This is a genomic window from Pseudomonas sp. COW5 (genome assembly GCF_026240005.1).
Taxonomy (GTDB): Bacteria; Pseudomonadota; Gammaproteobacteria; order Pseudomonadales; family Pseudomonadaceae; genus Aquipseudomonas; species Aquipseudomonas kribbensis.
Genome location: NZ_JAPHVP010000001.1, coordinates 5,199,650 through 5,225,628, shown reverse-complemented (window position 1 = coordinate 5,225,628; position 25,979 = coordinate 5,199,650). Strand labels below are relative to the sequence as shown.

Genomic DNA, 25,979 nt, shown 5'->3' with positions numbered 1-25,979 from the left:
CTGCCCGACCCCGCGCCAGCCGCCGGGGTCCGGCGCAGCCTTGCCTGCTTCCTGCCCATAACAATCACAACATCGGGACTTCACATGAAAGCCATGCCCCTGCTTGCCCTCACTTCCTTGAGCCTGCTGCCTTTGAGCAGCCACGCAATCCCTCTGAACGATGATTTCGCGGTGCTGGTCGACCTGACCCTTGCCAGCGACTACCGCACTCGCGGCATCTCCCAGACCCAGAACGATCCGGCGGTACAGGCCGGTTTGACCCTGGCCCACAGCAGCGGTCTGTACCTCGGCGCGTGGAGTTCGAACGTCGATTTCGGTGGCGGCCTGAAAACCCGTCAGGAAGTCGATTACTACGCCGGCTGGCTATGGCAGGCGACCGAAGCCGTCAGTCTGGATCTGGGCTACATCAAATACGCCTATCCCAAGGAGAGCCAGTTCAACCAAAGCGAGGTGTACTCGATTCTCAGCGCTTACGGCGTGAAGCTTGCGGCCTATTACTCCAGCGACGCGCCGGGCATCGACAGCAAACAGAGTTCGCTCTACAGCTACATCGGCTATGAAACCGGACTGCCATTCGAATCAGGGCTGAAACTGCGCTACGGCAACATGGACTTCAAGGACCCGCATCTGTATTCGGCGTCCGGTCATGGCGAAGAGTCCTACCGGGAGTGGGAAGTCAAACTGACCCACAACCTGGCCGGCGTGGTGCTGGGCCTGAGCTACATCGACACCGACCTCTCGCAGAACCAGTGCCTGAGCAACTGGGGCTTCAAGGATGTGTGCACGGCGACGGTCGTGGCCAGCGTCAGCAAATCCTTCTGAGCCCCGGTTGATTGCGGGGAGCCTAAGGCTTGAGCTGCGCCAGGTACTGCCACGGATAGATCCCGCGTTGATGACCATCGCTGAACACCAGTTGCAGTCCGTAGCCCTGCTGGTTGAGTTCGATCACACGAACCCGATCATCCACCAGCGGGGCCGAGCCCCGCAGGCGAAACGCCCGACATTGCGAGCACGGGCATTGGCGGCGCAGTTCGGCATGGTCGAGCAATTGCTCGCGGCCATCCGGCCAGCTCAGCCGCAACCGGTGTTCACTTTGGGAGTTGCCGATCGCCAGCGGATTCATTGCAACTGACTCAAGGCAATCCGCACGGCCTTGCGCACTTCCGGGTCGCCGTCATCCTGCGCGGCCTGCAACGCCGCCACGGCGCCGCGATCATTCAACTCGCCCAGCGCCAGCGCCGCTTCCTTGCGCAGGTTGCTGATGCGATGGCCGAGGGTGTCGATCAGGGCATCGAGGGCCGGCACGTAACGCAAACGGCCGAGGCTGCGAGTGGCGCGCAGGCGAACCTGCCAGTAGTCGTCGCCCAAGGCTTCGATCAGGGCCGGACCTGCGTCGGTGTGACCGACTTTGCCCAGTGTCGTGGCCGCTTCTTCGCGCACTTGCCAGGCGTCGTCCTGCAAGGCCTGACGCAACGCGGGCAGCACATCTGCGCCACTCGCCAGGCCAAGGGCGCCGGTGGCGGCGCGGCGGACTTCAGTGTCTGGATCAGCGCTTGCCAATCGGGCCAAGGCTGGCAGTGCGTCGAGTTGTTTCAGCCAGCCGAGCACGCCCACGGCTTCGCGACGCACGCTGGCGTCAGCATCGCTTAACGCTTGAATGGCGGCGGATGCAGCGCCGGGGAAACGCAACTCGCGCAAGGCCCGGAACGCGGCAATCCGCACGCTGGTTTCGGCATGAGCAACCCACGGCAGAATCACCCTGCCCGCCGCTTCGGTCTTGAGCAGGCTCAGGCTCTGCGCAGCGGCGGCCTGCACTGCTGGCGACGGATCCGTCAGCGCCTGGCACAGCGCTTCCACCACCGGTTCATCTTCCCAGGCTTCCAATAGACGCGCCGCTTCGGCACGCACTTCTTCGGCCGGGTCTTCGGCCAGCCGCTCGACCAGCCAGAGCAAGCCGTCCGGCTCTTCGAGGTCGGCCAGATCGATCAGGGCAATCCGGCGCACCCCGGCGTCATCAGCGGTCAGACGCGGTTGCAAGGCAAGAATGTCGTCGTTATCGGTCACAGCAAAAAATGAGGTCATAAGGCAAATCTCGGCAAGGTGTTTTCAGGAGGCAAACCGAGCGGGTTGAGGCGCGGCAGCGGTCGGTCGTTGTCGTGGCGCAGCAGGTCCAAGCAGTGGCGCTTGAGGCGTGAGAACTCGTGGCTGGTGACCAGTCCGGTGGTGCGTGGACGAGAGAAATCCAGGCGCAGGTCTTCGATGATCCGCCCCGGCCGTGCGCTCATCACCAGCAAACGGTCGGCGAGGAACAGCGCCTCGTCGATGTCATGGGTGACGAACACCACGGTGGTGCGAATCCGCGTCCAGATATCCAGCAGCAGTTCCTGCATGTTCAGTCGGGTCAGCGCGTCCAGCGCACCGAAGGGTTCGTCCATCAGCAACAGCCGTGGCCGGTTGACCAGCACCCGGGCGATTTCCACCCGTTGCTGCATGCCGCCGGAGAGTTGATCGGGCCAGCGTTCGGTGAAGCCTTCGAGGCCGACCAGTTTGAGGATTTCGTCAGCGGCACGATGGCGCTCGGTTTTACCGATGCCACGCATCTTCAGGCCGAAGGCAACGTTGTCGCGCACCGTGCGCCACGGGAACAGCGTGTGATGCTGGAACACCATGCCGTGCTGTGGCGACGGGCCGGACACTTCGGTGCCGTCGACTTTCAACTGCCCGCCATGGGGTTGCAGATGCCCGGCCAATGCGCCGAGCAAGGTCGATTTACCGCAACCGGACGGGCCGAGAATGCACACGAACTGGCCGGGTTCGATCTGGCAATCCAGCCCCTGCACCGCTTCAAACGCTTGCCGGCCTTCGCCGAGGACGATGGATAACTGGCGGATATCGATCCGCCCTTCCGGGGTTTGCATCACGCTCATCAGGCTTTTCCTCGTGGTCGATGCCAGGGCGTGAACAGCCCGCCCAGGCGTTTGATCAGCAGGCTGCTGCCCATGCCCAACACGCCGATCAGCAACATGCCGACCACGATGTCGGCGTAGTTCTGGATGGTGTAGGACTCCCAGGTGTAATAACCGATGCCGAACTGGCCGGAGATCATTTCGGCGGTCACCAGACAGAACCACGACGTGCCCATGCCGATCGCCAGCCCGGTGATGATGCTCGGCGCGGCGCCCGGCAGGATCACTTCCAGCAGGATCGCCCGGCGTCCAGCCCCGAGGCTTTTCGCCGAGGCGATCAGCCGTGGATCGACGCCTTCGACGCCGTGCACGGTGTTGAGCAGGATCGGGAACAGCGCGCCGGTGAAGGTGATGAACACCATCGACAGTTCGGAGGATGGGAACATCAGGATGGCCAGCGGTATCCATGCGACGGCGGGGATTGGGCGCAGCACTTCCAGTGGCGGCAGCAGCAGGTCTTCGGCCCATTTCGAACGGCCGATGGCCAAGCCCAGGGCGATGCCTATGATCAGCGCTGCGAGGTAACCGGCGAAGACCCGGCCGAGGCTGGCGCTCAGGTGCTGGAGGAGCTTGCCGGAGTCGCCCAGGCCGAGTGCGGCTTCGATCACGGCCAGCGGGGTTGGCACGTTGGCGAAGGTGACGAGGCCGAGGTTCCAGTGGTGGCTGGCGGCTAGTTGCCAGAAGAGCAGGCAGAACGCTATGGAGGTTGCTCTGGTGGTCCAGCGGGCTTTCGGGATTTTCATGGATCGGGTTTCCAGGTTTGGAGCGGTGTAATGACTGAGATCGCCCCCCCTCACCCCAGCCCTCTCCCCCATGGGGGGCGAGGGGGAAAGGGAGCAGATCTCGGCTGTTTTCAACCCCGAGTTCGACCTCAGATTTGCAGGTCGGCGTACCTTTACCAAACACCGCGGTCAGTCCCCTCTCCCTCCGGGAGAGGGCTAGGGTGAGGGGGAGCTTTTGATCTGCTGTTAACGTGCAGCAACGGCCTGGGTCGTGGCATCGGTGAAGTCGAAGACCTTCCCACCCTGCGCCGAAGCAAATTCCTGAGCCTGCCCCTTGAGCAAAAACGCACTCAACCGCCCCTTCCCATCACTGGCAAACCAGGCCTGCTCCGCCAGCAACTTGATCCCGCTGTCACTCGCCTGCGCATACACCGCCCGAATGCTCTTGCCTTCCGATTTCAGGCCGGCCAGCGCGGCAAACGCCTCTTCAGCCGAGGCATACCGCCGAACCTTGTCCTCCCCCCGCACCCAGATTTCCGCGACATGGCTGAAGTCCGAAATGGCTTTTCCAGTCACCGCATCGACAGACTTCAACGGCGTCTGCGCGTAATTGGCCAGTTGCGCGGTGTAATCCAGATTCGAGGCCTTGAATGCCGCGCGGATGTATTGATCGTCGATAAAGGTATTCAGATTGAGCCCGCGATCGGCCTTCTTCAGCAGCTTCAGCGTGTCGATGGCGGTGCCCACGGCCTGGCGGTATTCCGGTTTCCAGCTCAGGTCGCGGGTCTGCACGCCCAGCGGGCCGTGGAACAGGTAATTGACCTCGGCATCGACGCCGGTGACCTTGGCGATCAGTTCGCTGTACTTCTCGGGTTCGGCGGTCAGCAGTTGATTGGCCTCGATGCTTGCGCGCAGGTAGGCGACGACGATTTCCGGGTACTTTTTCGCGTAGGCCTGATCGACCAGTGCCCCGTGGAAAGTCGGCGCATTGGCCTGGGCGCCGTCGTAGATCTTGCGGGCGAAACCACGGCTCGGGAACAGTTCGGCGAACGGTACGAAGTCGGCGTGGGCGTCGATCTTGCCGGCCTGCAACGCCGAGCCTGCAACTTCCGGCGGCTGGGCGATGATGTTCAGATCCTTGAGCGGGTCCCAGCCCTGCTCCGCGACTGCGCGCAGCAACATGCCGTGGGCGGTGGAGGCGAACGGTACGGAAATGGTCTTGCCCTTGAGTTCACTCAACGACTGCACGCCGGACGCGCTCGGCACCACGATGCCGTTGCCGCTGCCCTTGATGCTGCCCGACAACACGCTGATGAACAGGCTGTGTTTGCCGGCTGTTTCAAACGCCACACCATTGAACGCACCGGGGAAATCGGCCATGGCGCCGAAGTCGAGTTTGCCGGCGACCATCTCGTTGGTCAGCGGCGCACCACTGGTGAAGTTCTTCCACTGCACGTCGTATTTGGCGTCTTTATAGGCGCCGTCGTGAGGCAGGTATTTGTCGAGCAGGCCCAGCTCGCGGATCAACAGCCCGCCGGCGGCGCAGTTGATGGTGGTGTCCTGGGTGCCGATGGCGATGCGGATGGTTTCGGCCGAGGCCGACAGGGTGAACGAAGCCAGTACCAGACCGGCGATTGCTGCACGCAACATGGTTGAATCCCCTCGAATCATTTATAGGATGTTCGTCTCCGCCGCGATCAGGGCGCGGTGGGAAACGAGGGGTGTCTTGAATCAGGCGTCCGGTGTTGCCGGATGGCGTTTTAGCGGAGCAGGTACGGGATTTCGACTTTCACCGCACCGGTCGGGCAGTCCTTTTCGCAAGGCATGCAGTACCAGCATTCGTCGAAGGCCATGTAGGCCTTTTGCGTGGCCGGGTTGATCGCCAGCAGGTCCATCGGGCAGACGTCGACGCACACGGTGCAGCCCTTTTCGGCGATGCATTTGTCCTCGTCCACGGTGACGGGGGCGTTGGAGCGGAAGAAGATTTCCTGGGCTTGATAGGCCATGGTTCGGACTCTCTCTGGTGATGCCTCAAGCGGCGAAAGCGCCGACCCGAAGGCGGTCGTAGGCCTGCATTTCCTCGGCATCAAGCGGGATGATGTAAGGCTCGACGGCTTTCTTGAAACTGGTCATGCGCCCGTCCTCGCCCTTCTTCAGATGGCAATGGCAGAACCATTCGCGGTCGTCACGTTGCGGGTGATCGACGCGGTAGTGGTACAGGCCCCAGCGGCTTTCGGCGCGGAACAGCGAAGCTTGGGCAGCCATTTCGGCGCAGTCGCGGATCACGCTGGTTTCCATGGCGCGCATCAGTTCGTGGGCGTTGTTGGCCTTCATCTCGTTGAGATCGCGTTCGATGTCGCTGAAGCGTTGCAGGCCGATTTCCATCTTCTTCGTCACTTTCGGCGGTTGCAGGTAGTCGTTGACGAAGCGCCGCAGCTTGTACTCGACCTGCGCCGGCGGCAGACCGTGCTCGCGATCCAGCGGTGCGTAGACCCGAGCCTCTTCCTTTTCGATCTGTTCGGCATCCAAAGCGGAGAACTCGCGCCCGGCGACAAACTCCGCCGCGTTATGGCCGGCGAACCAGCCGTAGGTGAACGCACCGAGCATGTAGTTGTGCGGCACGGCAGCCATGTCACCGGCCGAGTACAAACCTTTCACCGACGTCTCCGCCCGCTCGTTGACCCACACCCCGGACGCCGAGTGACCGCTGCAAAAACCGATTTCCGAGATGTGCATCTCGACCATCTGCGTGCGGTAATCGGTGCCGCGATTGGCGTGAAACTGGCCGCGACTCGGGCGCTCGTTGCTGTGCAGGATTTCTTCGATGTTCTGGATGGTTTCCTCGGCCAGGTGATCGAGTTTGAGGAACACCGGGCCGTTGCCGCTCTCCAGCTCCTGGTGGAACTCCCACATCATCTGCCCGCTCCAGTAGTCGCACTCGATGAAGCGTTCGCCCTTGTTGTTGGCGGTGTAGCCGCCGAGCGGGCCGGTGACGTAGGCGCAGGCCGGGCCGTTGTAATCCTTGATCAGCGGGTTGATCTGGAAGCACTCGAGGTTCGCCAGCTCGGCCCCGGCGTGATACGCCATCGCATAGCCGTCGCCGGCGTTGGTCGGGTTTTCGTAGGTGCCCATCAGGTAACCCGAGGACGGCAGGCCGAGTCGGCCGGCAGCGCCGCAGGCAAGAATCACTGCCTTGGCCTTGATCACATGGAAGTCGGCGGTGCGGCAGTCGAACCCCATCACGCCGTTGACCGCGCCCTCCTCGTCGGTCAGCAAACGGGTGCAGACCAGGCGATTGGTGATGCTCACCCGCGCCCGCTTCAACTGGCGGTACAGGACTTTCTTGATGTCGTGCCCTTCCGGCATCGGCAGCACGTAGGCGCCCATGTGGTGGACTTTTTTCACCGCGTAATCGCCGGTTTCGTCCTTCTCGAACTTCACGCCCCAGCGGTCGAGCTGCTCGATGGTTTCGAAACTGTGCGTCGCGTAGGCGTACACGGCCGCCTGATTGACGATGCCGTCGTTGGCGATGGTGATTTCCTTGGTGTACTGCTCGGGCGTCGAGTGGCCGGGAATGATCGCGTTGTTCAGGCCGTCCATGCCCATGCTGATCGCGCCGCTGCGCTTGACGTTGGCCTTGTCCACCAACAGCACTCGCAGCTCCTTGTTCTTTTCCTTGGCCTTGATCGCCGCCATCGGGCCGGCGGTGCCGCCGCCGATCACGACGATGTCGTATTCCTGTTCGAGTGTCGTTCGACTCATGCCTGCTCCCCTTTTTGCCGGTCGATCCGCAGGCGGTACTGGAACGCATCGCCACGGTAGTAAAGGTGTTCGAAATCCAGCGGCTGGCCATTGGCGTCGTGGGTCAGACGCTCGATGCGCATGATCGGCGAGCCGGCCTCGACGTTCAGCGCCTGGGTCAGGTCGCTGTCGGCCAGCACTGCGTCGATGGCCAGATCGGCGTGGCCGAGGGCGATGCCGCAGTCGTTTTCGAGGATCAGGAAGATGTCGCGGGTCACCAGATCGGCCTTCTCCAGCCGTTCGCCGACGGCTTTGGGCAGGTAGGTGATTTCCAGCGAAATCGGCTCGCGGTTGATCAGCCGGACGCGTTTGATCTGCGCGACGATTTCGCCTTCGGCGACCTGCAAACGCTCGGCGACCAGTTTGTCGGCGGCGATGAATTTGAAGCTGCGCAGGCGGTTGATCACCTCGTAGCCACGGCCGGTCATGGACTCGGCGAGGCCTTGCAGGGTGCTGACGTTTTGAAAGGTCTTGGGCTTGGCGACGAAGGTGCCTTTGCCGTGGATCTTGAAGATCAGCCCTTCTTTCTGCAGATCGCCCAGGGCCTGGCGCACGGTGATGCGGCTGACCTTGAACAGCGCGCCGAGCTCGCTTTCGGACGGCATCTGGCTGTCCTGCGGGTATTCGCCGTCAAGAATGCGAGCGCGCAGCACGTCGCGCAGTTGAGTGTGTAGAGGAACACTGCCAAGGGAGAGAACGTTATCGGTCATCACGGGATCACTTGTTATAACGAGTTATGACGTGATCTTAGAGACGTTATGACAAGCTTGAGAAATACCGAATGAGCATAAGGTTAGATGCGCCTTCAGTGGCGCTTGAGGATCCGATCCATGACCCAATCGGTCTTCAGGGCCTCTGCCCCGGTCGCCGGATGCTGCGATTCGCGGCGAATCTGCGCGTTCATGCCCAATACGTGATGCCACTGGATATGTTCGTGATGGGGGATTTCCAGGCTGATGTCTTCGTCAGCATGCAGCTCGACCGGATGCTCATCGAACACCGAAAAGCCGATCCGCCCTTGGCTGCCGATGATCTCGACCCGATCCTCACGCCGGTCCGCGACAAAGCTCCAGCAGCCCATGCCCAGCGCGCCGGATGCGAATCGCCAACTCGCGCTGACCGCATCTTCCGCCGCGTACAACCCGGCCTGACGCGCCGTGAAGCCAGCGACGTCAACGATATCGCCCAGCAGGTACTGGAACAGGTCGAACCCGTGGCTGGCCAGATCCGCGAAGTATCCGCCACCGGCCACCGCCGGATCGGTGCGCCAGTTGGCGCTGCCGTCCAGATCCTTCGGCGACGGCGCCTTGGTCAGCGTCCAGCTCAGGTGCCGCACCTCGCCGATACGCCCCTGCTCCAGCCATTGCCGAACCTGCTGGAAACGCGGCAGCGAACGGCGGTAATAGGACACGAACAGGTGCAGACCGGCATCGGCGAACACCTGCTGCATTTCGCGGCTTTGCCCGGCGTTGAGGGCCATGGGTTTTTCCACGCAGCAATGCTTGCCGGCGGCGGCGACTTTCAGGCTATAGGCGTGGTGACTGTCAGGGGGCGTGGCAATGTACACCGCGTCCACCTCCGGGTCATTGATCAGGGCATCGACGTCGGTGTAAGTCCGGGCGATGCCGTGGCGCGCGGCGTAATCGGTCACGGCTTCGAGACGTCGCCCCATCACCGCCACCAGCGCAGAACCGGGCGCCTTGTAGAAGGCTGGCCCGCTCTTGCGTTCGGCGACACTGCCACAACCGATCATGCCCCAGCGCACCACGTTCATCGTCACGCCTTAGCCGATGCGCAGTGCGCGCAGGTCGAGGTGGCCGTCCTTGAGCGGCGGGCACCAGTAGTAGCCGCCGGTGATCGGTCGACTGATGCGGTACAGACCGTCGGTAATGCCGTCTTCCAGACCGCTCATGCGCCGCAGTTGCGCTTCGAAGGCATCGAGGGAAAAACCGAAGGCCAGGAACATCAGACCGGCGCGGTCACCTTCGATCCACGGCATCGAGCGGCGCACGACGAAGGCTTCCGGAGCGAAGCTTTCCTGGGCGGTGCGCTTGACGTGGGCGGAGACCGGGGCGTCGTCGATCTCTTCGTTGTCGCTCAGGCGACGGCCCATGATGTTGTCCTTGTCTTCGGCGGACAGCGCATGAAAACCCTTGAGGTCGTGCTGCCACTGCTGGATCGCGGCAAAGCTGCCACCGACCAGACCGTCGGCGCCTTCACTTTGCAGTGCGGCGGCGATGGCGGCTTCGTCATGAGGGTTTTCGGTGCCGTCTTCATAACCGGTCAGGTCATGGCCGTCCTTGTGGCGGAAGGCTTCCTGCATCTGCACCAGACGCAGCGCCGGGGCCAGTGCGGCCTCAAGCGCGGTGCTGCGGTTGAGCAGCTCGCCGCGGTCGACGCCGTGCAGCCAGACCCACAGGGCGTGCTGGGTCGACGGGTTTTCCACGCCGACACCGGTCAGCGCCGGGAAGCTGCGCAGGCCGTCGATATTCACATTCAGCGCCTTGGCCAGGGATTCACCGAAACCGACCACCGCCGACTTGCCGTCCACCAGGTTCAGCAGGTTGTCGATCGCCTGCGGCAACGCATCAACCGACTCAAGGGCGAAAAACAGGTGACGTGCTTGCGGCGGAACTGGGGTGGCGAGGATGCCCGGCTGGTAGTAACTCATGTGAACTCCTTGGGAAAGAGCGCGGAGTTTAACTGTAGCCGGAGGGTTTGTGTGGGTTTGGAATGGGTTGGATAACGTCAAAAGCGCCCTCACCCCAGCCCTCTCCCGGAGGGAGAGGGAGCCGACCGAGTTGTCTGGCGTGATACATCGACCTGAAAGATTTATGCCGACTATGGATTCAAAGGTACTTTTTCAGGTCGCAGTACATCTTCAATATTCCCGAATCGGCCCCCTCTCCCTCCGGGAGAGGGCTAGGGTGAGGGCAGCGATTTCCGATCAAATCGAAGCACTGCGCCACGCGCTCGGGCTTTTGCCGGTCCAACGCTTGAACGCCCGACGAAAGCTACGCACGTCGCTATAGCCGACTTCCTCGGTAATCCGCTCGATCGGCATATCAGGGTTGGCCAGCAGACTCATCGTGCGCGCCTGGCGCACTTGCTCCAGCAGTGCCTCAAACGTCAGTGAATGTTCAGTCAGCCGCCGGCGCAAGGTGCGGCTGCTCATGTTCAGGTCGCCGGCGATTTTTTCGATATGGCTGCCCCGGCTCAGGTCCCGGGCAATGGCGCGCTCTACAGCCTGGATCAGATCGAGCTTCTGATGGACTTGCGCCGCTTCCAGCTCCAGCAACTTGACCGCCTGACGCAGCGCCAGCGAATGGTGGTTGGGCAGGTTCACATCCAGCCATTGCACGTCGATCAGCATGCGGTTGTGCAGGCAGCCGAAGCGCACGTCCGGCCCCAGCAACCGCCGGTATTCATCGACGTAATCCGGCGCCGCGTGGACGAATTCCACGGCAATCGGCTTGAACGTCTCGCCCACCAGCGCCCGGCCGTAGACCAGCAGGCTGGCGTAAAACTCTTCGACGGCGAATATCTGCACCTCAGCGAACGGCAAACGGCATTCCACATCGACGTACACCTGCTCGCCCACCACATCCACGCTGATCACCACAATCCCGCCGGAGGTGTGCTGATGGCGAATGCCCAGCTCGAACGCATCGCGCAGGTTCTTGCACAGCGACAGCACGTGCCCGAGCAAACCCAGGGTGCCGAGCACGTTCTGCGCACCGACCCACAGCCCCAACCCCTGATTGGGCAAGGCCTTGAGCGCCCGCTGGATCATGGCCACGGCCTGACGATAGGAAATCCGCTGCGACGGATCCTGCAGATCCTCGACGTCAAAACCCAGGCCACGGCACAGGCTTTGCGGCTCAATGCCCTTGTTCGCGGCGACTTCGGCCAGGGTCTGCAGCAGAAATGGCGACACCAGCGCCAGATCGAAGGTGGGGTCTTGGAGTTTTGCGTTCATGGGGGCTGACATTCCGGATCACGCTGAATTGTTATTTTTGTTACCGGTTATGTCGAAGGAAGTTAGCACAGGGTTGACGAAGTGTCCGCAGAAGCCCCCATCCGTGTCCGCCAATACCCTGCCCCGGCGTGCGCCAAGGGCTTATTTCTATAGTGGCCGGGCGTCCTGCGCGCCGGCAGTGCGCCCAAACACAATAATAATGAGGACGGACATGACCCCGAACCGCGCGACACTCCCTGTGCGACTGGCGCTGAGCCTGCTCGGCTGCGCCACCACCCTGCCAGTGCTGGCCACCGAAGCCGGTGTCGACAACATCGGCCCCGGCACCGACGGCTTCTTCATGCTGCCGCTGGAGGTCGACAGCCTTCCCGAGAACATGGTCGCCTTCAACCTCTACTACAACCATTACAAGGCGACCAAGCTGAACATCAGCTCGTTCGGCGGCAAGGTGCCGAATGTCGAGATCGAATCCACGGCGGTCATCCCGCGCATCGATTACCTGAGCCCGGTGCGGGTGTTCGGCGGACGCCTGGCCGGCTACATCGCCCAGCCATGGCTGAAGCAGGAAGTCTCGGTGTTCGGCCAGAGCGACACCCGCGAAGGCATGGGCGATACCACCATCGCCCCGATCATCCTGTGGGACATGGGCAAGAACCTGACGCTCGGAGCCGCCGTGGAAATCACCGTGCCCACCGGCGAATACAGCGTCGACCGGCTGGCCAACACCAGCAACAATTTCTACACCTACAAGCCGCTGTTCTCCTTCACCTGGCTGCCGACGGACAAGACCGAAGTCTCGATGAAGACCACCTACAGCTTCAACGAGAAGAACAAGGACACCGACTACAAGTCCGGGCAGATCTTCCACTTCGATTACTCGGCCAGCTACAAGATCACCGACGACCTGATGCTCGGCGTCAATGGCTATTACCTCAAGCAGACCACCGACGACAAACAGTTCGGCCACACCGTGCAGTTCGCCGGCCAGGACGTTGACGACGGCGTGCGCGGCCAGGTGTTCGCCATCGGCCCGGCGCTGCACTTTACCTTCCTCAAATACGCCAGCGCGGAGATTCGTTGGGCCAGGGAGTTCGACGTGGAGAACCGGCCGGAGGGGGACATGTTGTGGGCGAAGGTGAGTATTCCCTATGCGTTTTGAGCGCATTTGTAGGAAAACGCGCCTGAATGTGTAGCCGGAAAACCTGAAAAACACTGGGGTGGAATAGGCCTACAACGGCGGTCGAGATTGCCGGACAACGGAGGGAAACGTCCGGCAGATTTGAAAGGGGGGACTTGCAGATACTGGGTCCCGCTACCTCATGGTTCCTCAAGGGCTCATGGGGTGCATCGTCTGCCAGTGACGACAATGGGCCCTTCCCCCCTTAGACTGCTGAAATTGATCACGGAGATCACTATGAGCATATTGCATTCCCCGTTTTACTCTGACTTCGACTCCGAAGAAGAGGCAGAGAGCTACGATCGCTGGTTTCGTGCCAAGGTGCAGGCTGTACTGGATGATCCTCGCCCGGGTATTCCCCATGAAGAAGCCATGGTGCGGCTCGACCAACTATTAGAAGAGAGACGCAAGAATCGACGCGCTGCCGCTTGAATGGAGCGATCAAGCTCTGGACGATCTGGCTGACATTATCGATTACATTGAACATTACAACTCAAACGCTTCAACGGCTCTGCAGCACAAGGTTGGTGCAGCAACGCAAAGGCTTTCATCAATTCCTTATGGTTACCGGTCCGGTCGAGTGCCAGGCACTCGGGAAATGGTGGTCAATCCGAACTATCTGCTGGTCTATCGAGTGAACGGGCGCATCAAAATACTGACGTTAGTCCACACCCGACGACAATACCCACGAACCTCATCAACCTAAAAAAAAGGGCGGCCAAATGGCCGCCCGAAGCGTACTACACGAGAGTCCTTTACAACGTCAGCTGCCCCCGCTCCTCCTCGGTCAGCTGCTGTTTAGCCTGTTCATCCAGCACCCCGGCGCCCAGCACCTGCACCGGGCTATTGGGGTTGTAGCCCGGTGTCGGTGCACGGCTGGCGCCGTCGCGGGTCGGGGCCAGTTGTTCGTTGCCGAAGCTCAGCACCTGCACGGTGAACACCGAGGCCTGGTTCTGGCGCGACGCGGCTTGCTGCTGACGGGCGACATCTTCCGCCGCCTGGGTCGCCGACGACGCAGCGGAACTGGCCGAAGTGATCGCCCCGGTGTTGACCGCCGAAACCACCGGCACACCGGTCGCTTTGCCCTGCACAGAGATGTTGGCGGCGTTAACCACCGTCAGCGCAGCGATGTTGACGTTGCCCGAGACGCGAATCCCCGCCTCGCCCGCATCGATAGTACCCAGCGGGGCGATCAGGTCGATGTCCCCCGGGGCCACTTCGGCAATCGGGTTGAGCGTGGCAATACCGGCGCCGGTGCTCGGCACCGATGGCGACAAGGTCACGTTGCCCCAAGTGTCGTACACGCGTTTCGGCGGCGTGTAGACCACGGTGGTTTTCGAGCCGCGACCGGCGTTGATATCGCCCTCGGCGGACCAGCCGAGAATCGAGCCACCAAACGTCGTCATGATCCGGCTCTGCCCCAACAGAATGCTGCCCTCGGAGTAGAGCTGAATATTGCCCGAGCCCTGAGTGATGATCCCCGCCGTGGACGGCGGCGCCGCACCTTCGATGCCGAACACCTGACCACCGCCCGGCGTAAGCATCTGGATGTCGCCGCCGAACAGGGTTTTCACCCCTGCTCCGCCATACATCGTGATGTCGCCGTCATAACGGACCGGATTACCGGCCACATCGGTGGTCGGGAACAGCGAAGCAATGGCGTTGCGACCGCGCAGGTAACTGCCTTTGCGTGGGCCATCGGCATCGTTGTATTCCAGGCCACCGGCACGCAGTTCGGCGAAGTACACCTGACGGGCGAAGATTGCCTGCTCGGCGCTTGGCAGTGCAGCGAAGAAGGCTTGCGCCTGTTCGGCGTTGCCACTGAAGCCATAGCCGAGGGTCAGCCAGCTCTGCAATTCGTCGAGGTAAGTCTTGACCACTTTGCCTGGCTGCCCGTTGAGCGATGCGTTCGGGTTGGCGAGGTTCTGCGGGTTCAGGTAACGGGCGATGAACCGCGAGTAATCCGGCCTCTGCGCGCCCACACCAGCCTGCAATACCACGCTGGCGCCCGGTTGTTTATCGCCGGCCACCAACGAGCCGAGACTGGTAATGCTGGCGCGGTTCTCCATCAGGATGTTGCGCCCGGCATTGATATCGAGCACGCCGGGGCCGGCGATATCGAAGCTGCTGTAGAGAATGTCGCGACCTGCCGACACTCGCGATACGTCTCGTGGGTCATTGTGGACAAACAGGTTGCCGGTGGAGGAAATATCATCCTTGCCGTTGCTTATTTCCGAACTCGGTACTGCCGTAGGCTGCCCCAGGGTGGTGCCGGAGGCGACGATGTCACGACCGGCGATCATCCACACAGGACCGGCCGCTTCGTACCAGGTGCGTTTGGAAGTGGAAAAGCTCAACGTTTCACCACTGCGAACGCCCACCAGGTCCCCCGTCAGTGCGTAGATTCGCGCCGGCCCCTGTACGTCGTTCAAACCCGAATAGCTATCGGGACCAAAGGCAAACAGCGGATATCGCACGTTGCCCTCAGGTGCCACACCATCGTCGCTATAGTTGGTGCGCACCGGCTTGCTTGTGTTGCTGTTGGTGGTATAGGTGTTGAACGCCGGGTTGAACGGCGTGGTAATGGCCATTGGGCTCGCCCCCGACTGGTTGATTGCATAGCCACCGGCGTAGATAGAGTCACCTGCCAACAGTTCAAGCTGTCCCGACTTCGACGGTGCCAGGAGCAGTGAATAACCTTGCAGCGGGTAGTTGTTTACGCCAGTGAACGTCGCGGATGGCCCGGCATAGATGGACCCCTGCCCCGCCACCGCGCGCAGAATCGACGGGTAGACAAACCGGCCATCGGTAGGCGAGGTATTGCGTCCCGTGATCAGGGCGTTGGTGGTACTGAACTCGGATATCTGTGTGCCCGGCGTCAGGTTCCCGCCAGCCGAGAACAGATCGATTGCGGTGTGGTCAGTCCACAATGAGAAGCCACTCAGAGTACCGCCCTGCTGAACGCTGCCGTTGGCCGCCATGATCGGGCTGGCGTTCATCAGGCTCACTCGCCCAGGATCCGCTGCACCGCCCAACACCAGATCCCCACGGCTGCTCAGGCTCATGCCCGAGTCACCCGGAATCAGCACCACGCCTCCGGAAGCGCTGGCGGTGGTCGAGGTAAACGGATCAAGTGCCCGGGTTTCCCGAAGATCATTGACCACGGCGCCGGCGCCGTACTGCAGGTTGATTCCACCCAGTGCCCCACCCGTCATCCGTGCCGCGCCACGCAGGTTGATCAGCGCACCTTGCAGATCATGGACCGGTTTGCCGATGCCGGTTTCTCCTGCCCGCGCTTGCAGCGAGGGGTTGAAAGTACCGCCGATTCGAATATCCATGTCACCACCACCGGTCATCTGCACGCTGCCATCGCTGGCGACTCGACCGGTGCTGCCGACTGCGACGATCAGCCCCTGCCCGCGCGGATAGTGAACGGCATCGCCCATCGGTTTGAGCATGCCGGCATCACCACCAGCCCGCAGGCTGATATTGCCCCCGCCCAAAGTGCCGAAACCGGTGAAACCCACCAGGTACGGTTCAGTATTGATCACACGATCCGACACCATTTGGGTGGCGTAACTGCCGAAGTTGATCCACCACGCCGTGGGCACATCCGGACTACCCGTGCCTTGGCGCCACAGCCAGTTGCCCACTGCCACACTGGCCATCTGCTCACGGAACCCAGCCGCTGCCGATTGCGCTTTCGTGCCCACCGAGTCCCCCGAAACCGACCCGCCGGCATTGATTGTCAGGTTGCCCCCCAACTGCGGATACCAGGCCTGATAGAGGCTGTCGCTGCCGCCGTTGACCCACTTTTCATAATCGGCGCCGGCGGTGCCCAACACCGAGTTATTGTCCGAGAGATGCCCGCGTTTCTGGTTATACAACGGGTCGACATTCGATGACTGTGTACCGGCGGTGTACACGCCGAAAGGCGAGTCCATGCTCAGGTTTCCGGCAGCCATCAGATCGAGATCGCCGGTACCGGTGCGCAGGACGCTGAACATCTGCGTATGAGCTTTGGCGGTTTTTCCGGGATTGTTGCCGATGCACAGTTCCGGCTGCAGATCACAAATGAATTGAGCGTCCTCGGGAACCGGCTCGTAATCCGGGCCCGCTCCACTGCCTGGCGCCCAGACCCAGCGAGCCATGGGGGCACAATCGCTCGGCTCGATAGTGCAAGCAAGCAGAGCGTCATCGGGGACGGGTTCAAACTCGGGGAAGCCATATTGGTTACCCGCCGCCCAGACCATTCGCCCGGCCGATGTCGTCACCTTCACACCGTAATGAGTATCGGCCAGCCGCAGATCACCCGCGCGGGTCACCGGTTTCACGACACGGCTGTCGGCTGAATCAATATCCGCACCCGCTACCACGCGCATCGACCACGACGTACTGCCCGATGGCAGCATGCTCGCCACCGCCCAGTTCTTGCCTTGCTGGTCACCCGTGAACGGACGCAGTTCAATCAGCGAAGTGCCATCGGCAAGCTTTACATCAGTCATCGAAGGAATCAGCGAGCCACGCAGCAAGGCCAGCGCGCTACTCAGTTTCACACCGGAAACCGTTAAAAGGTCGAGGTCGAAAACCCCTGGCAGCGGCACGCCCTTGGGCCAGGTCATGGCCTGCAGACTCGTCGCCTTGTTCAGGCGGATACCGGCCCCCAGGCGGGTGTTTGCCGGCAACGTCACACTTTCGCTGAGCAACGTTCCCGCCGCATACAACAGATTTCCGCTGGCATCATGGATAGCCCCCGCCAGCACAGTGCCGGCGCTGAACGTGTACGCCTCGCCCAAAACCGCCTGGGTCGGCAGCAACGTGCCACTGGCCAGTCTCGCGCCTTGAATCGTCACGTCGTAATTGAGCGTCGCGCCCACCGGAAACTGCGTGCCCTCGGCCAGCGTCACCCCGCTGCCCGGCACGATCAGATCGCCACCGAACGGCTGCACACCGGCAATCAGTTTCCAGCCAGCGTCATCCTTGGTTTCCGATGGCGGCGCGAAGCCGTCGTTGATGCTGCCGTAAATGTCGAGGTTGCCACCAGCGCGAATCACCAGGCTGCCGGCCTCCCCCGACCCGTACACCAACGGGTTCAGTCGCGTGTGCGGATTGAGACTGGCGTAGCGATAGCCGGACAAATCCAGATCGCCCTCCACCACCAGATCACCGCTGGCAGTCTTGCTGGCGATTTCCACGCCCGGCCGCAGATGGAATGCATCGGCGTAGGTGGCGTTATTCAGTCCGGCGAGTTTGCGTTGCAACAGATCACCGTTGCCCAAAGCAGCGTTGATAAAGTTTTTGCTGTCACCGTGAATGCGTTCAAGCATGGCCTGATCAATCACTTGATACGGCCGGCCACTGACCGCCTGATCGACACCATCGCGGGCATCGGTGTAGCGGCGCATGCCATTGAGCCCGATAGAGCGTGCGCCCTGAATGGTCAACACACCGCTGGCGTCGATGGCGATGTCATTGCTGCCCAGACGTGGCGCGTTCAGCTCCAGCGTGCCGCGCAGCATTCCATCGTGTTGCCCGGCGAGGAAACCGGGCACGGCATCGGTGCCGTGGCGCAGGTCGATGCGCGCGCCGCTGCCCAGCGTGAGCAAACCATCGCCGGAACCGAGTTCGACCGTGGCACGGTTCGGCGCATCGATGATCTTGCCGTAGCTGTCGAGCCGCAGCACGCGGCCATGGGCATCGAGCACACTGTTGCCCGCCAGGGTCAGACCGTTTTTCGCCGACAGACGAATGCTGCCGACACGCTCACCACTGGAGTCGATCAGACCGGCCACCGTCAGGCTGCCATTGTCCACCGACACATTCACCTCGCCAGCCTTGAGGCCGTCGCCGATCACCAGGTTGCCTTGCTTGAGTTGCAGGCTGCGGCTGCCGAAAACCTGCCCGGCGTTCAAGCGCTGATTGAGCGCTGCGAACTGCTCGGTGGCGTCACCGCCCAGACGTTGCGCGCGAATGTCCACGCCACCGGCCTTGTACGGCACCAGCGTGCCCCCGGCGTCGTAGTAACCGCTGCTGCCGCCGACAATCTCGCCTTGCAGATCGACCATCCCGGCCGCCTCGGCCAGCGCGACGACACTGAGGTTACCGGCCTGATTGTTCTTCGCCGACAGATCGATCCGTGAGCCTGCAGCCTGACGGATATTGCCGTTGGCGCTGTACAGCGACACATCGCCGCCCCAGCTGTACTTGCTGACATCATTGAATGGCAAGGTGCGTCCGGACAGATCCAGCACGGAATTGCCGCCGAGGGTCAAATCGCCTTCGGACTTCACCGTCAGCTTGCCGCTGGCCAGTGCGATACGGCTGTCGAGCACGATATCGCGGGCTTCAAGGTTCAACTCCGCACCCAGGGCATTGGCCACGCCGGCAGCCCCGGCGCCGCTTAATGTCAGACTATTGCCGGCCTTGAGCAGGCTGACTGATGCCGCCTCGCCAGTGAGCAAAGGCGTACGCAGATTCAGATTGCCGCCGCTGTAGCTGTAACCCTTGACCGGATCGTAAGCGCCCTGCTCCTGATACACCGCCAGGCTGCCCTTGTGATTGGCGGTGATGCGGTCGCTGGCGCTCAGGTAGACGTTGGCGAAACCCAGCGCCAGACGATTGTTCTGATCCAGGCCGCTGGCTTGAGGCATCGGTCCGTAACCCAGCTCGATTCGCTGGGCCTGAATGTCCAGCGTGCCACTGCCTGTACCGGCGCCACCCGTGATGACTGCGCCAGGACTCTGCTTGGCGCCGTTCCAGATCAGGTTGGCGGTACGGATGCTCGCCACGTCGCCGGCGTTGCCCAGACCGTAGATTGCCGGAGTGACCAGCACCAGATTCTGCAGTTTGCTCTGGCCGGTCTGTGGATCGATCGTGTCGAGACTGACGCTGCCGTAGAAATTGAAGGCGTCGCGAGTGGTCAGGCTCAGGGTTTCCAGGGCCGGCGCACCAAACTGTGTATCACCGCGCAGCAAGCGGTCGAGTACGTTCTGGTTCAGCGTGAGACCGGCGGGAACGCGGCTGCCTGCCGCCGCCAGTGCCTCGGCACTGCCGGCATTGACCGAGCCGACCGACAATGCCAGATGACGGGTGCCGAAACGCACGGCTTCACCGAGTTCGAACTGGTTATCCGTGGCAGCAGTGATACTGCCGTTCGAATACAGCAGGGCCGGATTGCTGCACACACTCGTTGCGCAAGTGCCGATCCGGATACTGCCCGCTCCGGTGATGGCACTTGCCAGCTCCGGCGCGAGTACCTGGGTCCAACCGTTGGAAACGAGCAACACGCTGGAGGCTTTCGGCTCATAAACGAAACCGGCCATCGAGTCGTAGGCCACGTTGCCACGCCCCAGCGTATTGATCCCGCCCCCTGCCTCGACCGTGATGCCGCCAAGCGTTGACGTGGTACGCAGCAAGACCTCCGGCGCAGAGAGAATCGCCCCCTCACGCAAGACAATGTTTGGGCTGGTGCCCACGAAACCGATGATGTTGGCGGCGGTGTTGTACAGGACATTCGGCATCGCACCGATGGCCAGACGCCCGGCATTGAGATTATTGAGCGTATCGGCGTACAACGACACACCACTGAACCCCTGAGTCGGTGCGTGCCCTGAACCGAGGATTTCAAAGCTGGCGCCCGCATAACCACCACGCACCACCGCCGCTCCGACCAGACCGCCCTCGGCAGCCTCGAACAACGCGCGCCCGTTGAACTGCAAAGCGATGCCTTGTTTGCCCCCCGGGGCCAGGCGCAGATCCAGTATCTTGCCGTCCATCGGTGTCAGCGCACGCGGCACACCACGCCGGGCGGCGTCGCTCTGGATGAACCGGGTAAAGCCGGTTTCGTTGTACTGCGAGTAACGACGCAACACATCGGCAGACGTGAGAATCACCTGACTGGCAAGGCTGTCACGCAGGCCGGTATTGGCAATCGACATCTGCCCGCTGCTGGTCCATGAACCATTGCGCAGTGGCAGCGCCCCCGTTGTCACGCCGGGCGTCGCCTGACCGTTTACCTCAACGCGGAACGCACCGGGCATCAAGGCGAACGTTGACGGCAACAGTGTGTAAGTACCCGCCGCCAACCCCGGAACGCCGCCACCAATGGTGATCTGCTGGCCAATGCGCGGATCGACCGCACCGGCTTCTGCCAGCATCGGCGCATAGCTGCTCTGGTTGCCAGGCACGATGGCATAGACCGGGTTGCTCGCCAGCCCCGGCAGGCTGAAGGTGCCGTCAGGCGCATTGCGCACCAGCGGGTTGTAGCGCGCATCGGTGGAGCCACCACGACCGGACACGAAGCCGGCGCCGCGCAGATCCCCACCACCGGACAGGTCGATGACCGCGCCGCCCTGCACGTCTGCGTACTGCGTGCCGATCGACACACCTGAGGTTTCGCCAGTGATGCCGTCGAGCACCACGGATTTGCCGTTGTAGCGATAGTCGATACCGTCCGTGGTGCCACCGTATGGCATGACCAGGCCGGCACCGCTGACCGAAGTCAGACTGCCCGGCAAGAGATGAACCTCGCGAGTAGTGCTGAGCAGATCGTCACCCAATACGATCTTGCCCAGCGGTGCACGCAAGACACCGCCCTGCTCGATGTACGCGGCGGAAAAAATCAGCTTTCCGAATGCCGAGTACGGCACTGCAGCCGGTGCGGCTCCGTGGCCGCTGATCCGCAAGGTGTGTTGAGAAACCGGAACCTCGCCCTGATAACCGACGCGCACCTCGGCCTGAATACCGGTGGCGGGATAGATCTGCGCCGCCCCTAGATCCAAGTCGCCTGGCGTCCACAATCGGGTGCCCACAGCGCCATCGTTCGGCGCGAGGAAACGCAGGTCGCCGCTGCTGTCGAGGCTCACCAGACCAAAAGCCCGACGGCTGTATTCAACGGCCGGCGCCTGCCGTTGCAGGATCGAACCCTGAGTCCCGAAGGACAGGCCATTGCTCACATCCAGGAGGTTCGCGGAGGCATTGAACGTCGCGTCGGACAACCGGGTCGTCGGGCCAGGGAGCAGTCGTGGGCGCATCATGCTGAAGCCGGCAAAGTAGGTGCCCACACCCGACAGACGCAGGTACGGAGCACTCAAGTCGATCCGTGCCGTGCCTTTGGAATTCTCGGCGAGCGACAGCGCTCCGGCGAACAGACTGAGGCTCTGATTCATGCGCAGATTGACGTCACCGTCAAACGACAACAGACCATTGCTCAGCAGGCTGAGATTGTCGAAACCGCCCGTCATCAAGCCATCGGCACTCAAACGGGCTTGACCGTAGCGCAAGCCATCGGCGCCTTCGCCGGGTTGCAGATTCGCGGGCAACAGCCCGTTCCCTGCCCCTTGGCCGATGATCATTTCCCTCGGTGCCCGCACCGCGTTGCTCGCCGAGTCGGAATACAGCGGCGTCTCCAGCGCCAGCTCCAGACGACCACCAGCCGCCCCGACGCCACCCGCCGCCGCTCGCAAGTTGCCTTCAACGAACAGGCCTGTGTAGGAACTCAAACCGATGCGCCCGCCATCCGTTGCCACGCGGGTCGGGCCCTGACCGGCGATATCCAGAACAGCCTCGGTGCCCGAGGCATCAAGCCGCGCGCCCGGACGCACAATCACGTAGGCATCGGCGGCTGTGGCCGTTGCCAGTTTCGAGTCGATCTCGCCGCCGATGATGATGCTGCCGCCCTTGCCGACCTGCCCGTAAGTGCGGCCCAGGGTGTCGGTCGCCGTATTCGCACGCCCGGCGACATCCAGCACGGCCTGCTCGCCGATCCAGATCGAGCGGTCATGGGCGTTCGGATCCGCCGTTTGAATGGAGGTGGCCGGCTGGATCAAGCCGAATTGTTGTTGACGAATATCGATCGTGCCGCCCCAGGCATTCAGTTCACCGCCGACGGTGATCTGCCCGGCACCGCGCAGCTTGATGCTCTGCCCCGGGTCGACGCTGATGCGCGAGCCACGGCCCAGGGTCAAGGTGCTGTTGGCGGCGTCGATCAGCTCGACCAGCGTCGCGCCGCCTTGCAGTGTCAGGCTGGCACCGGCGCGCTGGGTCAGCACGCCCTTGGTCGGGTTTTCCTGGAACAGCGTCGGTGTCCACAGCTCCAGCGCCGTTCGCGGATCGACGCCACTGACCTGGTTGGGTGCCGCATCACCGAAACGGTACACCGGCATGTTCACGTCAATTGTGGTGCCTTCGGCAACGTCGAGCCCGCTCAGGCCGATCAGGTTGTAGGCGGAGAACCCTTTGCTGAACAGGTCGGTGGACAGTTGCAGGGTGTTGTCTGCCAGGGTTTTATCCGTTTGCCCGACAAGTATTTTGTTGGCCTGCACCGTCAGTGTGCCGCCGCTCGTGACGCCGTAACCGCGCAGTTCGCCATTGAGGTTCAGATGCGATTTCCCCGGCGCGGAAATGGCACTGGACTCCAGCGTCAGATCACCGCCCTTGCCACCCCGGGTCTTGCCATTGGCGAGTACGGCGCCACCGGAAGAAACGTCGAGCAGGCTGCCGGCAGAGACGTCGATATCGCCGCTGCTGCGGATCGATATCAGGCCACCGTTCAGATACGCGAGGCTGGCGTTATCGTCCGGGTTGGTGCGCAGGTTGCTCCACAGCCCTCGGGTGTCGAGTTGCACCCCCTCGGCGATGCGGGTTTGCGTCTTTTTGTCGGCTTTGGCCGCCAGACGAGTGTCGGTGTTTGCGCCACCATTGAACTGATTGAGCACGTTGCCCAGACGCAGACTGCCACCGCGAGCAGTCAGATCGGCGCCGACCTGCACATCCGGGGCGTACAGGGTAATGTCACCACCGTTATCGACCGTGAGTGCACCGTCAACGGCGATCTGATCCTTGGCCGAAACCTTGAGCGCACCGAGGCGGAATCCGTTGAGCTGGTCGTTATCGAGATACAGCTTGCCCTTGCGGGTATCGGACACCGCGCCGGTCAAATCAAGATCATTGCCGGCGACCGGACGCGTGCCACCGATCTGCACCTGATCGAGCAATGGATTGAGGGTGTAGAGCAGCCCATTCGATGCCGCGACGAAGGTCGGGTCGTAACTGCCGACGATCAACTGCGCACGCCGGGCCAGTGCGGTCTGGCTCTGCTGATAACCATCGAGAACAGGTTTCGGCGCCTGATTCTGCCGCTCGCCCTGGTACACATCGCCGATCATTTGCCCGTTGAGCACGGCGTTGGCTGTGGAAATCACCAATTGCCCGGCATCGCGGCCCACGGTGTAACCCGACTCGAAACGTGAACGCGGGGCAATCAGCGGGTTGTAGAAATAACTGGTCTGGCCCCAGCGCTCGCTGTTGTCTTCATAACCTTTGTACAGCCCGGTGTAGAGCAGATCCCCCGACGCACGGGAAACTTCATACAAGCGTCCGTCGGCGCCCCGCAGCCAGCTCTGGCGGATCTGCCCGCTTTGCACATCCAGGGTGCCGCCGGACAGGTTGATCAGCGAGCCCTTTTCGGTGACCACGTCGTTACCGGCAAAACTCACCGTACCGCCCTGGGCCATCCACTCGCCGACGCTGTGGCCCTGGGTGCCGAGATAACCGCCGACTTCCAGCAGGCCGCCGGCGGTGTACCAGCGATCCGTGGCGTAGCCGTTGGTGCCGGCCGGTACGTACACCAGCTCGCGCACATCGACCCAGATGTCGTTGCTGTTGAGCGCGCCTTTCTCGCGGTTGACCGACGCATCACGCTGCTCGTTGCCCTGCACGTTGATCTTGATGCTGTTGTTTTCCATCGCCACTTTGACGCCAATGGCACCGGACACATCGATCATCGCACCGTCACGCACCAGGCTGCGGCGCTGTGCGCTGACCGCGACCTGGCCGCCGGTGGCCAGGGTGATCGAGCCGTTCTGGAATTCGACACTGCCGCCGCTCTGAATCTCGATACGCGACTGGTCGCCACGGATCCGGTTGTTGGCCGTGACGCCCGTCAGCGCGGCCTGATGCTGGCTGTCGAGGGCGGTCATGTCGCTGCTGTCGAGCATGATCGCCGTGGCACTGCCCTGCCCCAGCGTCACGCTGCCATTGGTATCGGTGATCGGGTTGGTGAGGTGAATCGTGCCCCGCGTCGACACTGATGTGCTGGCGAGCAATACGCCGTTTTGCACGACCTCGTGCCCCGCCATTGTGATGTCGCCGGTAGACGACTGGATCAGTCCGTTGTTAGTGACTTTGCCCGTAACGGCACCGGCCTTGAAGCCCGGAATGACTTCGCTGCCGAATGTGGTCGACAGCGCATTGCCTTCGGTGCCCGAGCCCTTGCGGATGTAGAAACGATCACCGGCCGCCAGCACGGTCTGGCCCTTGGCGGTGTTGATGCTGCCGTCGTTCTGCACTTCGTTGCCGAGCAGCAGCGCATAGCCGCCGGCATCGGTGGAAGCCGCCGGTTTGTGGGTTTCAATCGACGCACCACGCTCCACCAACACTTTGCCAGCGGCATCGGTGAAGGTCGGCTGAGTGCCGGTGCTGTCGAAATACAAGCCACGATCACGGAACTGGATGTCGGTGATGTTGGCGGCAGCGGCCACCAGGTTGCGCACGTTGACCTGACTGCTGCCGCTGAACACGATGCCGTTGCGGTTGATCAGCATCACCGTGCCGTTGCCCTTGATCTGGCCTTGAATCTGGCTGGCCCGGGCGTTCGGATCGTTGACCCGGTTGAGCACTGCCCAGTTCGATTGCTGGGCGAAGTCCACCGTGGTGTTGCGGCCGACGTTGAAGGTTTCCCAGTTGAGGATTGCCTTGTCGGCAGTCTGCTCGATCGTCACCGTGGTTTTGCCATCGACTTGGGTCTGCTGCGGGCCCTTCGCGTTCTGCCAGCCCTGGGTCAGGCTGTTGTCGACTTTCAAACCGCCCTCGCCCAGGCCGTCCGGCACGAACTGCACCGTGCCCAACGCGGCGGTGCGTCCGGCCGCCTGCGCCGCCTGTTGCGCGGCAATCGCAGCGACCGTGTTGTTCAGGGTCTGAATCGAGCGTTGCAACTGCGCATTGGCCCTCTGCTGCTGGGCCAGCGGCGGTGTCATGCCCGGCAAGCCACCCACGCTCGGACGTGCCGCCGCAGCCTGTTGCGCCGCTCCCTTTGCAGCAAACCATCCCGAACTGAACGCCGTCTGTGCCTGCGCACTGCCCGCCACCAGACACAACGCCACCGCGTGCGTCAACGGCTTGAGCAGCCACAGCGACGGCTCCCCGGTTTCACGCTTGGAGGACAGAACGTTGGTACGACGACGGGATGGGCGAGCGAGCATCACTACGAGATCCTTTTTGATTGCCACACAAGGCCGCAGGCGTGCAAAAACCTGCTGTTACGTCATAGGCAGTTG

General features: G+C 62.3%; 16 protein-coding genes. 4 read left to right on the top strand and 12 right to left on the bottom strand.

Annotated features, from left to right (window positions below; all coding sequences use genetic code 11):
• Window positions 1-84 precede the first annotated feature (84 nt).
• Window positions 85-822 (top strand): TorF family putative porin, encoded by a 738-nt coding sequence (locus OQ248_RS23915; RefSeq protein WP_265814253.1) that lies wholly within the window; start codon window positions 85-87, stop codon window positions 820-822.
• 22 nt (window positions 823-844) lie between these two features.
• Here OQ248_RS23915 and OQ248_RS23910 read toward each other — a convergent pair whose 3' ends face one another.
• The 11 genes from OQ248_RS23910 to OQ248_RS23860 all read right to left on the bottom strand — a co-directional run bounded on the left by OQ248_RS23910 (window position 845) and on the right by OQ248_RS23860 (window position 11,468).
• Complete coding sequence (locus tag OQ248_RS23910; RefSeq protein WP_134826492.1) at window positions 845-1,123, bottom strand: DUF971 domain-containing protein; 279 nt, start codon at window positions 1,121-1,123, stop codon at window positions 845-847.
• Window positions 1,120-2,082 carry a HEAT repeat domain-containing protein gene (locus tag OQ248_RS23905; RefSeq protein WP_265814252.1) on the bottom strand — a complete coding sequence of 321 codons (963 nt, stop codon included), beginning with the start codon at window positions 2,080-2,082 and terminating at the stop codon, window positions 1,120-1,122. The genes OQ248_RS23910 and OQ248_RS23905 overlap by 4 nt, the downstream gene beginning before the upstream one ends.
• Complete coding sequence (locus OQ248_RS23900) at window positions 2,079-2,927, bottom strand: ABC transporter ATP-binding protein (protein WP_265814251.1); 849 nt, start codon at window positions 2,925-2,927, stop codon at window positions 2,079-2,081. The genes OQ248_RS23905 and OQ248_RS23900 overlap by 4 nt, the downstream gene beginning before the upstream one ends.
• A complete protein-coding gene (locus OQ248_RS23895) occupies window positions 2,927-3,709 on the bottom strand; it encodes an ABC transporter permease (RefSeq protein WP_265814250.1) in 783 nt (260 codons plus the stop codon). Before OQ248_RS23895 ends, OQ248_RS23900 begins: the two co-directional genes overlap by 1 nt.
• Window positions 3,710-3,934: 225 nt before the next feature.
• Window positions 3,935-5,338 carry an ABC transporter substrate-binding protein gene (locus tag OQ248_RS23890; RefSeq protein WP_265814249.1) on the bottom strand — a complete coding sequence of 468 codons (1,404 nt, stop codon included), beginning with the start codon at window positions 5,336-5,338 and terminating at the stop codon, window positions 3,935-3,937.
• A gap of 110 nt (window positions 5,339-5,448) precedes the next feature.
• The gene (locus tag OQ248_RS23885; RefSeq protein ID WP_007959413.1) at window positions 5,449-5,694 is read right to left on the bottom strand and encodes a ferredoxin family protein; all 246 of its coding nucleotides are present in this window, start codon (window positions 5,692-5,694) and stop codon (window positions 5,449-5,451) included.
• A 25-nt stretch (window positions 5,695-5,719) separates the two neighbouring features.
• Window positions 5,720-7,450: a fumarate reductase/succinate dehydrogenase flavoprotein subunit gene (locus tag OQ248_RS23880; RefSeq protein ID WP_265814243.1), complete on the bottom strand. Its 1,731-nt coding sequence runs from the start codon at window positions 7,448-7,450 to the stop codon at window positions 5,720-5,722.
• Window positions 7,447-8,199: a GntR family transcriptional regulator gene (locus tag OQ248_RS23875; protein WP_265814242.1), complete on the bottom strand. Its 753-nt coding sequence runs from the start codon at window positions 8,197-8,199 to the stop codon at window positions 7,447-7,449. The genes OQ248_RS23880 and OQ248_RS23875 overlap by 4 nt, the downstream gene beginning before the upstream one ends.
• A gap of 95 nt (window positions 8,200-8,294) precedes the next feature.
• The gene (locus OQ248_RS23870; RefSeq protein WP_265814241.1) at window positions 8,295-9,263 is read right to left on the bottom strand and encodes a Gfo/Idh/MocA family oxidoreductase; all 969 of its coding nucleotides are present in this window, start codon (window positions 9,261-9,263) and stop codon (window positions 8,295-8,297) included.
• A 9-nt stretch (window positions 9,264-9,272) separates the two neighbouring features.
• The gene (locus OQ248_RS23865) at window positions 9,273-10,160 is read right to left on the bottom strand and encodes a Dyp-type peroxidase (protein ID WP_265814239.1); all 888 of its coding nucleotides are present in this window, start codon (window positions 10,158-10,160) and stop codon (window positions 9,273-9,275) included.
• A gap of 276 nt (window positions 10,161-10,436) precedes the next feature.
• Window positions 10,437-11,468, bottom strand: a complete 1,032-nt coding sequence (locus tag OQ248_RS23860; RefSeq protein WP_265814238.1) for an AraC family transcriptional regulator — start codon at window positions 11,466-11,468, stop codon at window positions 10,437-10,439.
• A 211-nt stretch (window positions 11,469-11,679) separates the two neighbouring features.
• On the opposite strand from OQ248_RS23860, the gene OQ248_RS23855 reads away from it, so the two are divergent.
• From OQ248_RS23855 to OQ248_RS23845, 3 genes are all read left to right on the top strand, one after another.
• Window positions 11,680-12,627 (top strand): transporter, encoded by a 948-nt coding sequence (locus OQ248_RS23855; RefSeq protein ID WP_265814237.1) that lies wholly within the window; start codon window positions 11,680-11,682, stop codon window positions 12,625-12,627.
• Window positions 12,628-12,882: 255 nt separating this feature from the next.
• Window positions 12,883-13,077: a stability determinant gene (locus OQ248_RS23850; protein ID WP_265814236.1), complete on the top strand. Its 195-nt coding sequence runs from the start codon at window positions 12,883-12,885 to the stop codon at window positions 13,075-13,077.
• On the top strand, window positions 13,058-13,351 hold the full coding sequence (locus tag OQ248_RS23845; RefSeq protein WP_347710552.1) for a type II toxin-antitoxin system RelE/ParE family toxin: 294 nt from the start codon (window positions 13,058-13,060) through the stop codon (window positions 13,349-13,351). The genes OQ248_RS23850 and OQ248_RS23845 overlap by 20 nt, the downstream gene beginning before the upstream one ends.
• Window positions 13,352-13,400: 49 nt before the next feature.
• Here the strand turns inward: OQ248_RS23845 and OQ248_RS23840 are convergent, their stop codons facing one another.
• Window positions 13,401-25,904 carry a filamentous hemagglutinin family protein gene (locus tag OQ248_RS23840; RefSeq protein WP_265814235.1) on the bottom strand — a complete coding sequence of 4,168 codons (12,504 nt, stop codon included), beginning with the start codon at window positions 25,902-25,904 and terminating at the stop codon, window positions 13,401-13,403.
• Window positions 25,905-25,979: the final 75 nt, after the last annotated feature.

Excerpts from the sequence above, each read along its gene's own strand:
- OQ248_RS23915 (WP_265814253.1), top strand. The coding sequence starts at position 85 with ATGAAAGCCATGCCCCTGCTTGCCCTCACTTCCTTGAGCCTGCTGCCT.
- OQ248_RS23910 (WP_134826492.1), bottom strand. The coding sequence starts at position 1,123 with ATGAATCCGCTGGCGATCGGCAACTCCCAAAGTGAACACCGGTTGCGG.
- OQ248_RS23905 (WP_265814252.1), bottom strand. The coding sequence starts at position 2,082 with ATGACCTCATTTTTTGCTGTGACCGATAACGACGACATTCTTGCCTTG.
- OQ248_RS23900 (WP_265814251.1), bottom strand. The coding sequence starts at position 2,927 with ATGAGCGTGATGCAAACCCCGGAAGGGCGGATCGATATCCGCCAGTTA.
- OQ248_RS23895 (WP_265814250.1), bottom strand. The coding sequence starts at position 3,709 with ATGAAAATCCCGAAAGCCCGCTGGACCACCAGAGCAACCTCCATAGCG.
- OQ248_RS23890 (WP_265814249.1), bottom strand. The coding sequence starts at position 5,338 with ATGTTGCGTGCAGCAATCGCCGGTCTGGTACTGGCTTCGTTCACCCTG.
- OQ248_RS23885 (WP_007959413.1), bottom strand. The coding sequence starts at position 5,694 with ATGGCCTATCAAGCCCAGGAAATCTTCTTCCGCTCCAACGCCCCCGTC.
- OQ248_RS23880 (WP_265814243.1), bottom strand. The coding sequence starts at position 7,450 with ATGAGTCGAACGACACTCGAACAGGAATACGACATCGTCGTGATCGGC.
- OQ248_RS23875 (WP_265814242.1), bottom strand. The coding sequence starts at position 8,199 with ATGACCGATAACGTTCTCTCCCTTGGCAGTGTTCCTCTACACACTCAA.
- OQ248_RS23870 (WP_265814241.1), bottom strand. The coding sequence starts at position 9,263 with ATGAACGTGGTGCGCTGGGGCATGATCGGTTGTGGCAGTGTCGCCGAA.
- OQ248_RS23865 (WP_265814239.1), bottom strand. The coding sequence starts at position 10,160 with ATGAGTTACTACCAGCCGGGCATCCTCGCCACCCCAGTTCCGCCGCAA.
- OQ248_RS23860 (WP_265814238.1), bottom strand. The coding sequence starts at position 11,468 with ATGAACGCAAAACTCCAAGACCCCACCTTCGATCTGGCGCTGGTGTCG.
- OQ248_RS23855 (WP_265814237.1), top strand. The coding sequence starts at position 11,680 with ATGACCCCGAACCGCGCGACACTCCCTGTGCGACTGGCGCTGAGCCTG.
- OQ248_RS23850 (WP_265814236.1), top strand. The coding sequence starts at position 12,883 with ATGAGCATATTGCATTCCCCGTTTTACTCTGACTTCGACTCCGAAGAA.
- OQ248_RS23840 (WP_265814235.1), bottom strand. The coding sequence starts at position 25,904 with ATGCTCGCTCGCCCATCCCGTCGTCGTACCAACGTTCTGTCCTCCAAG.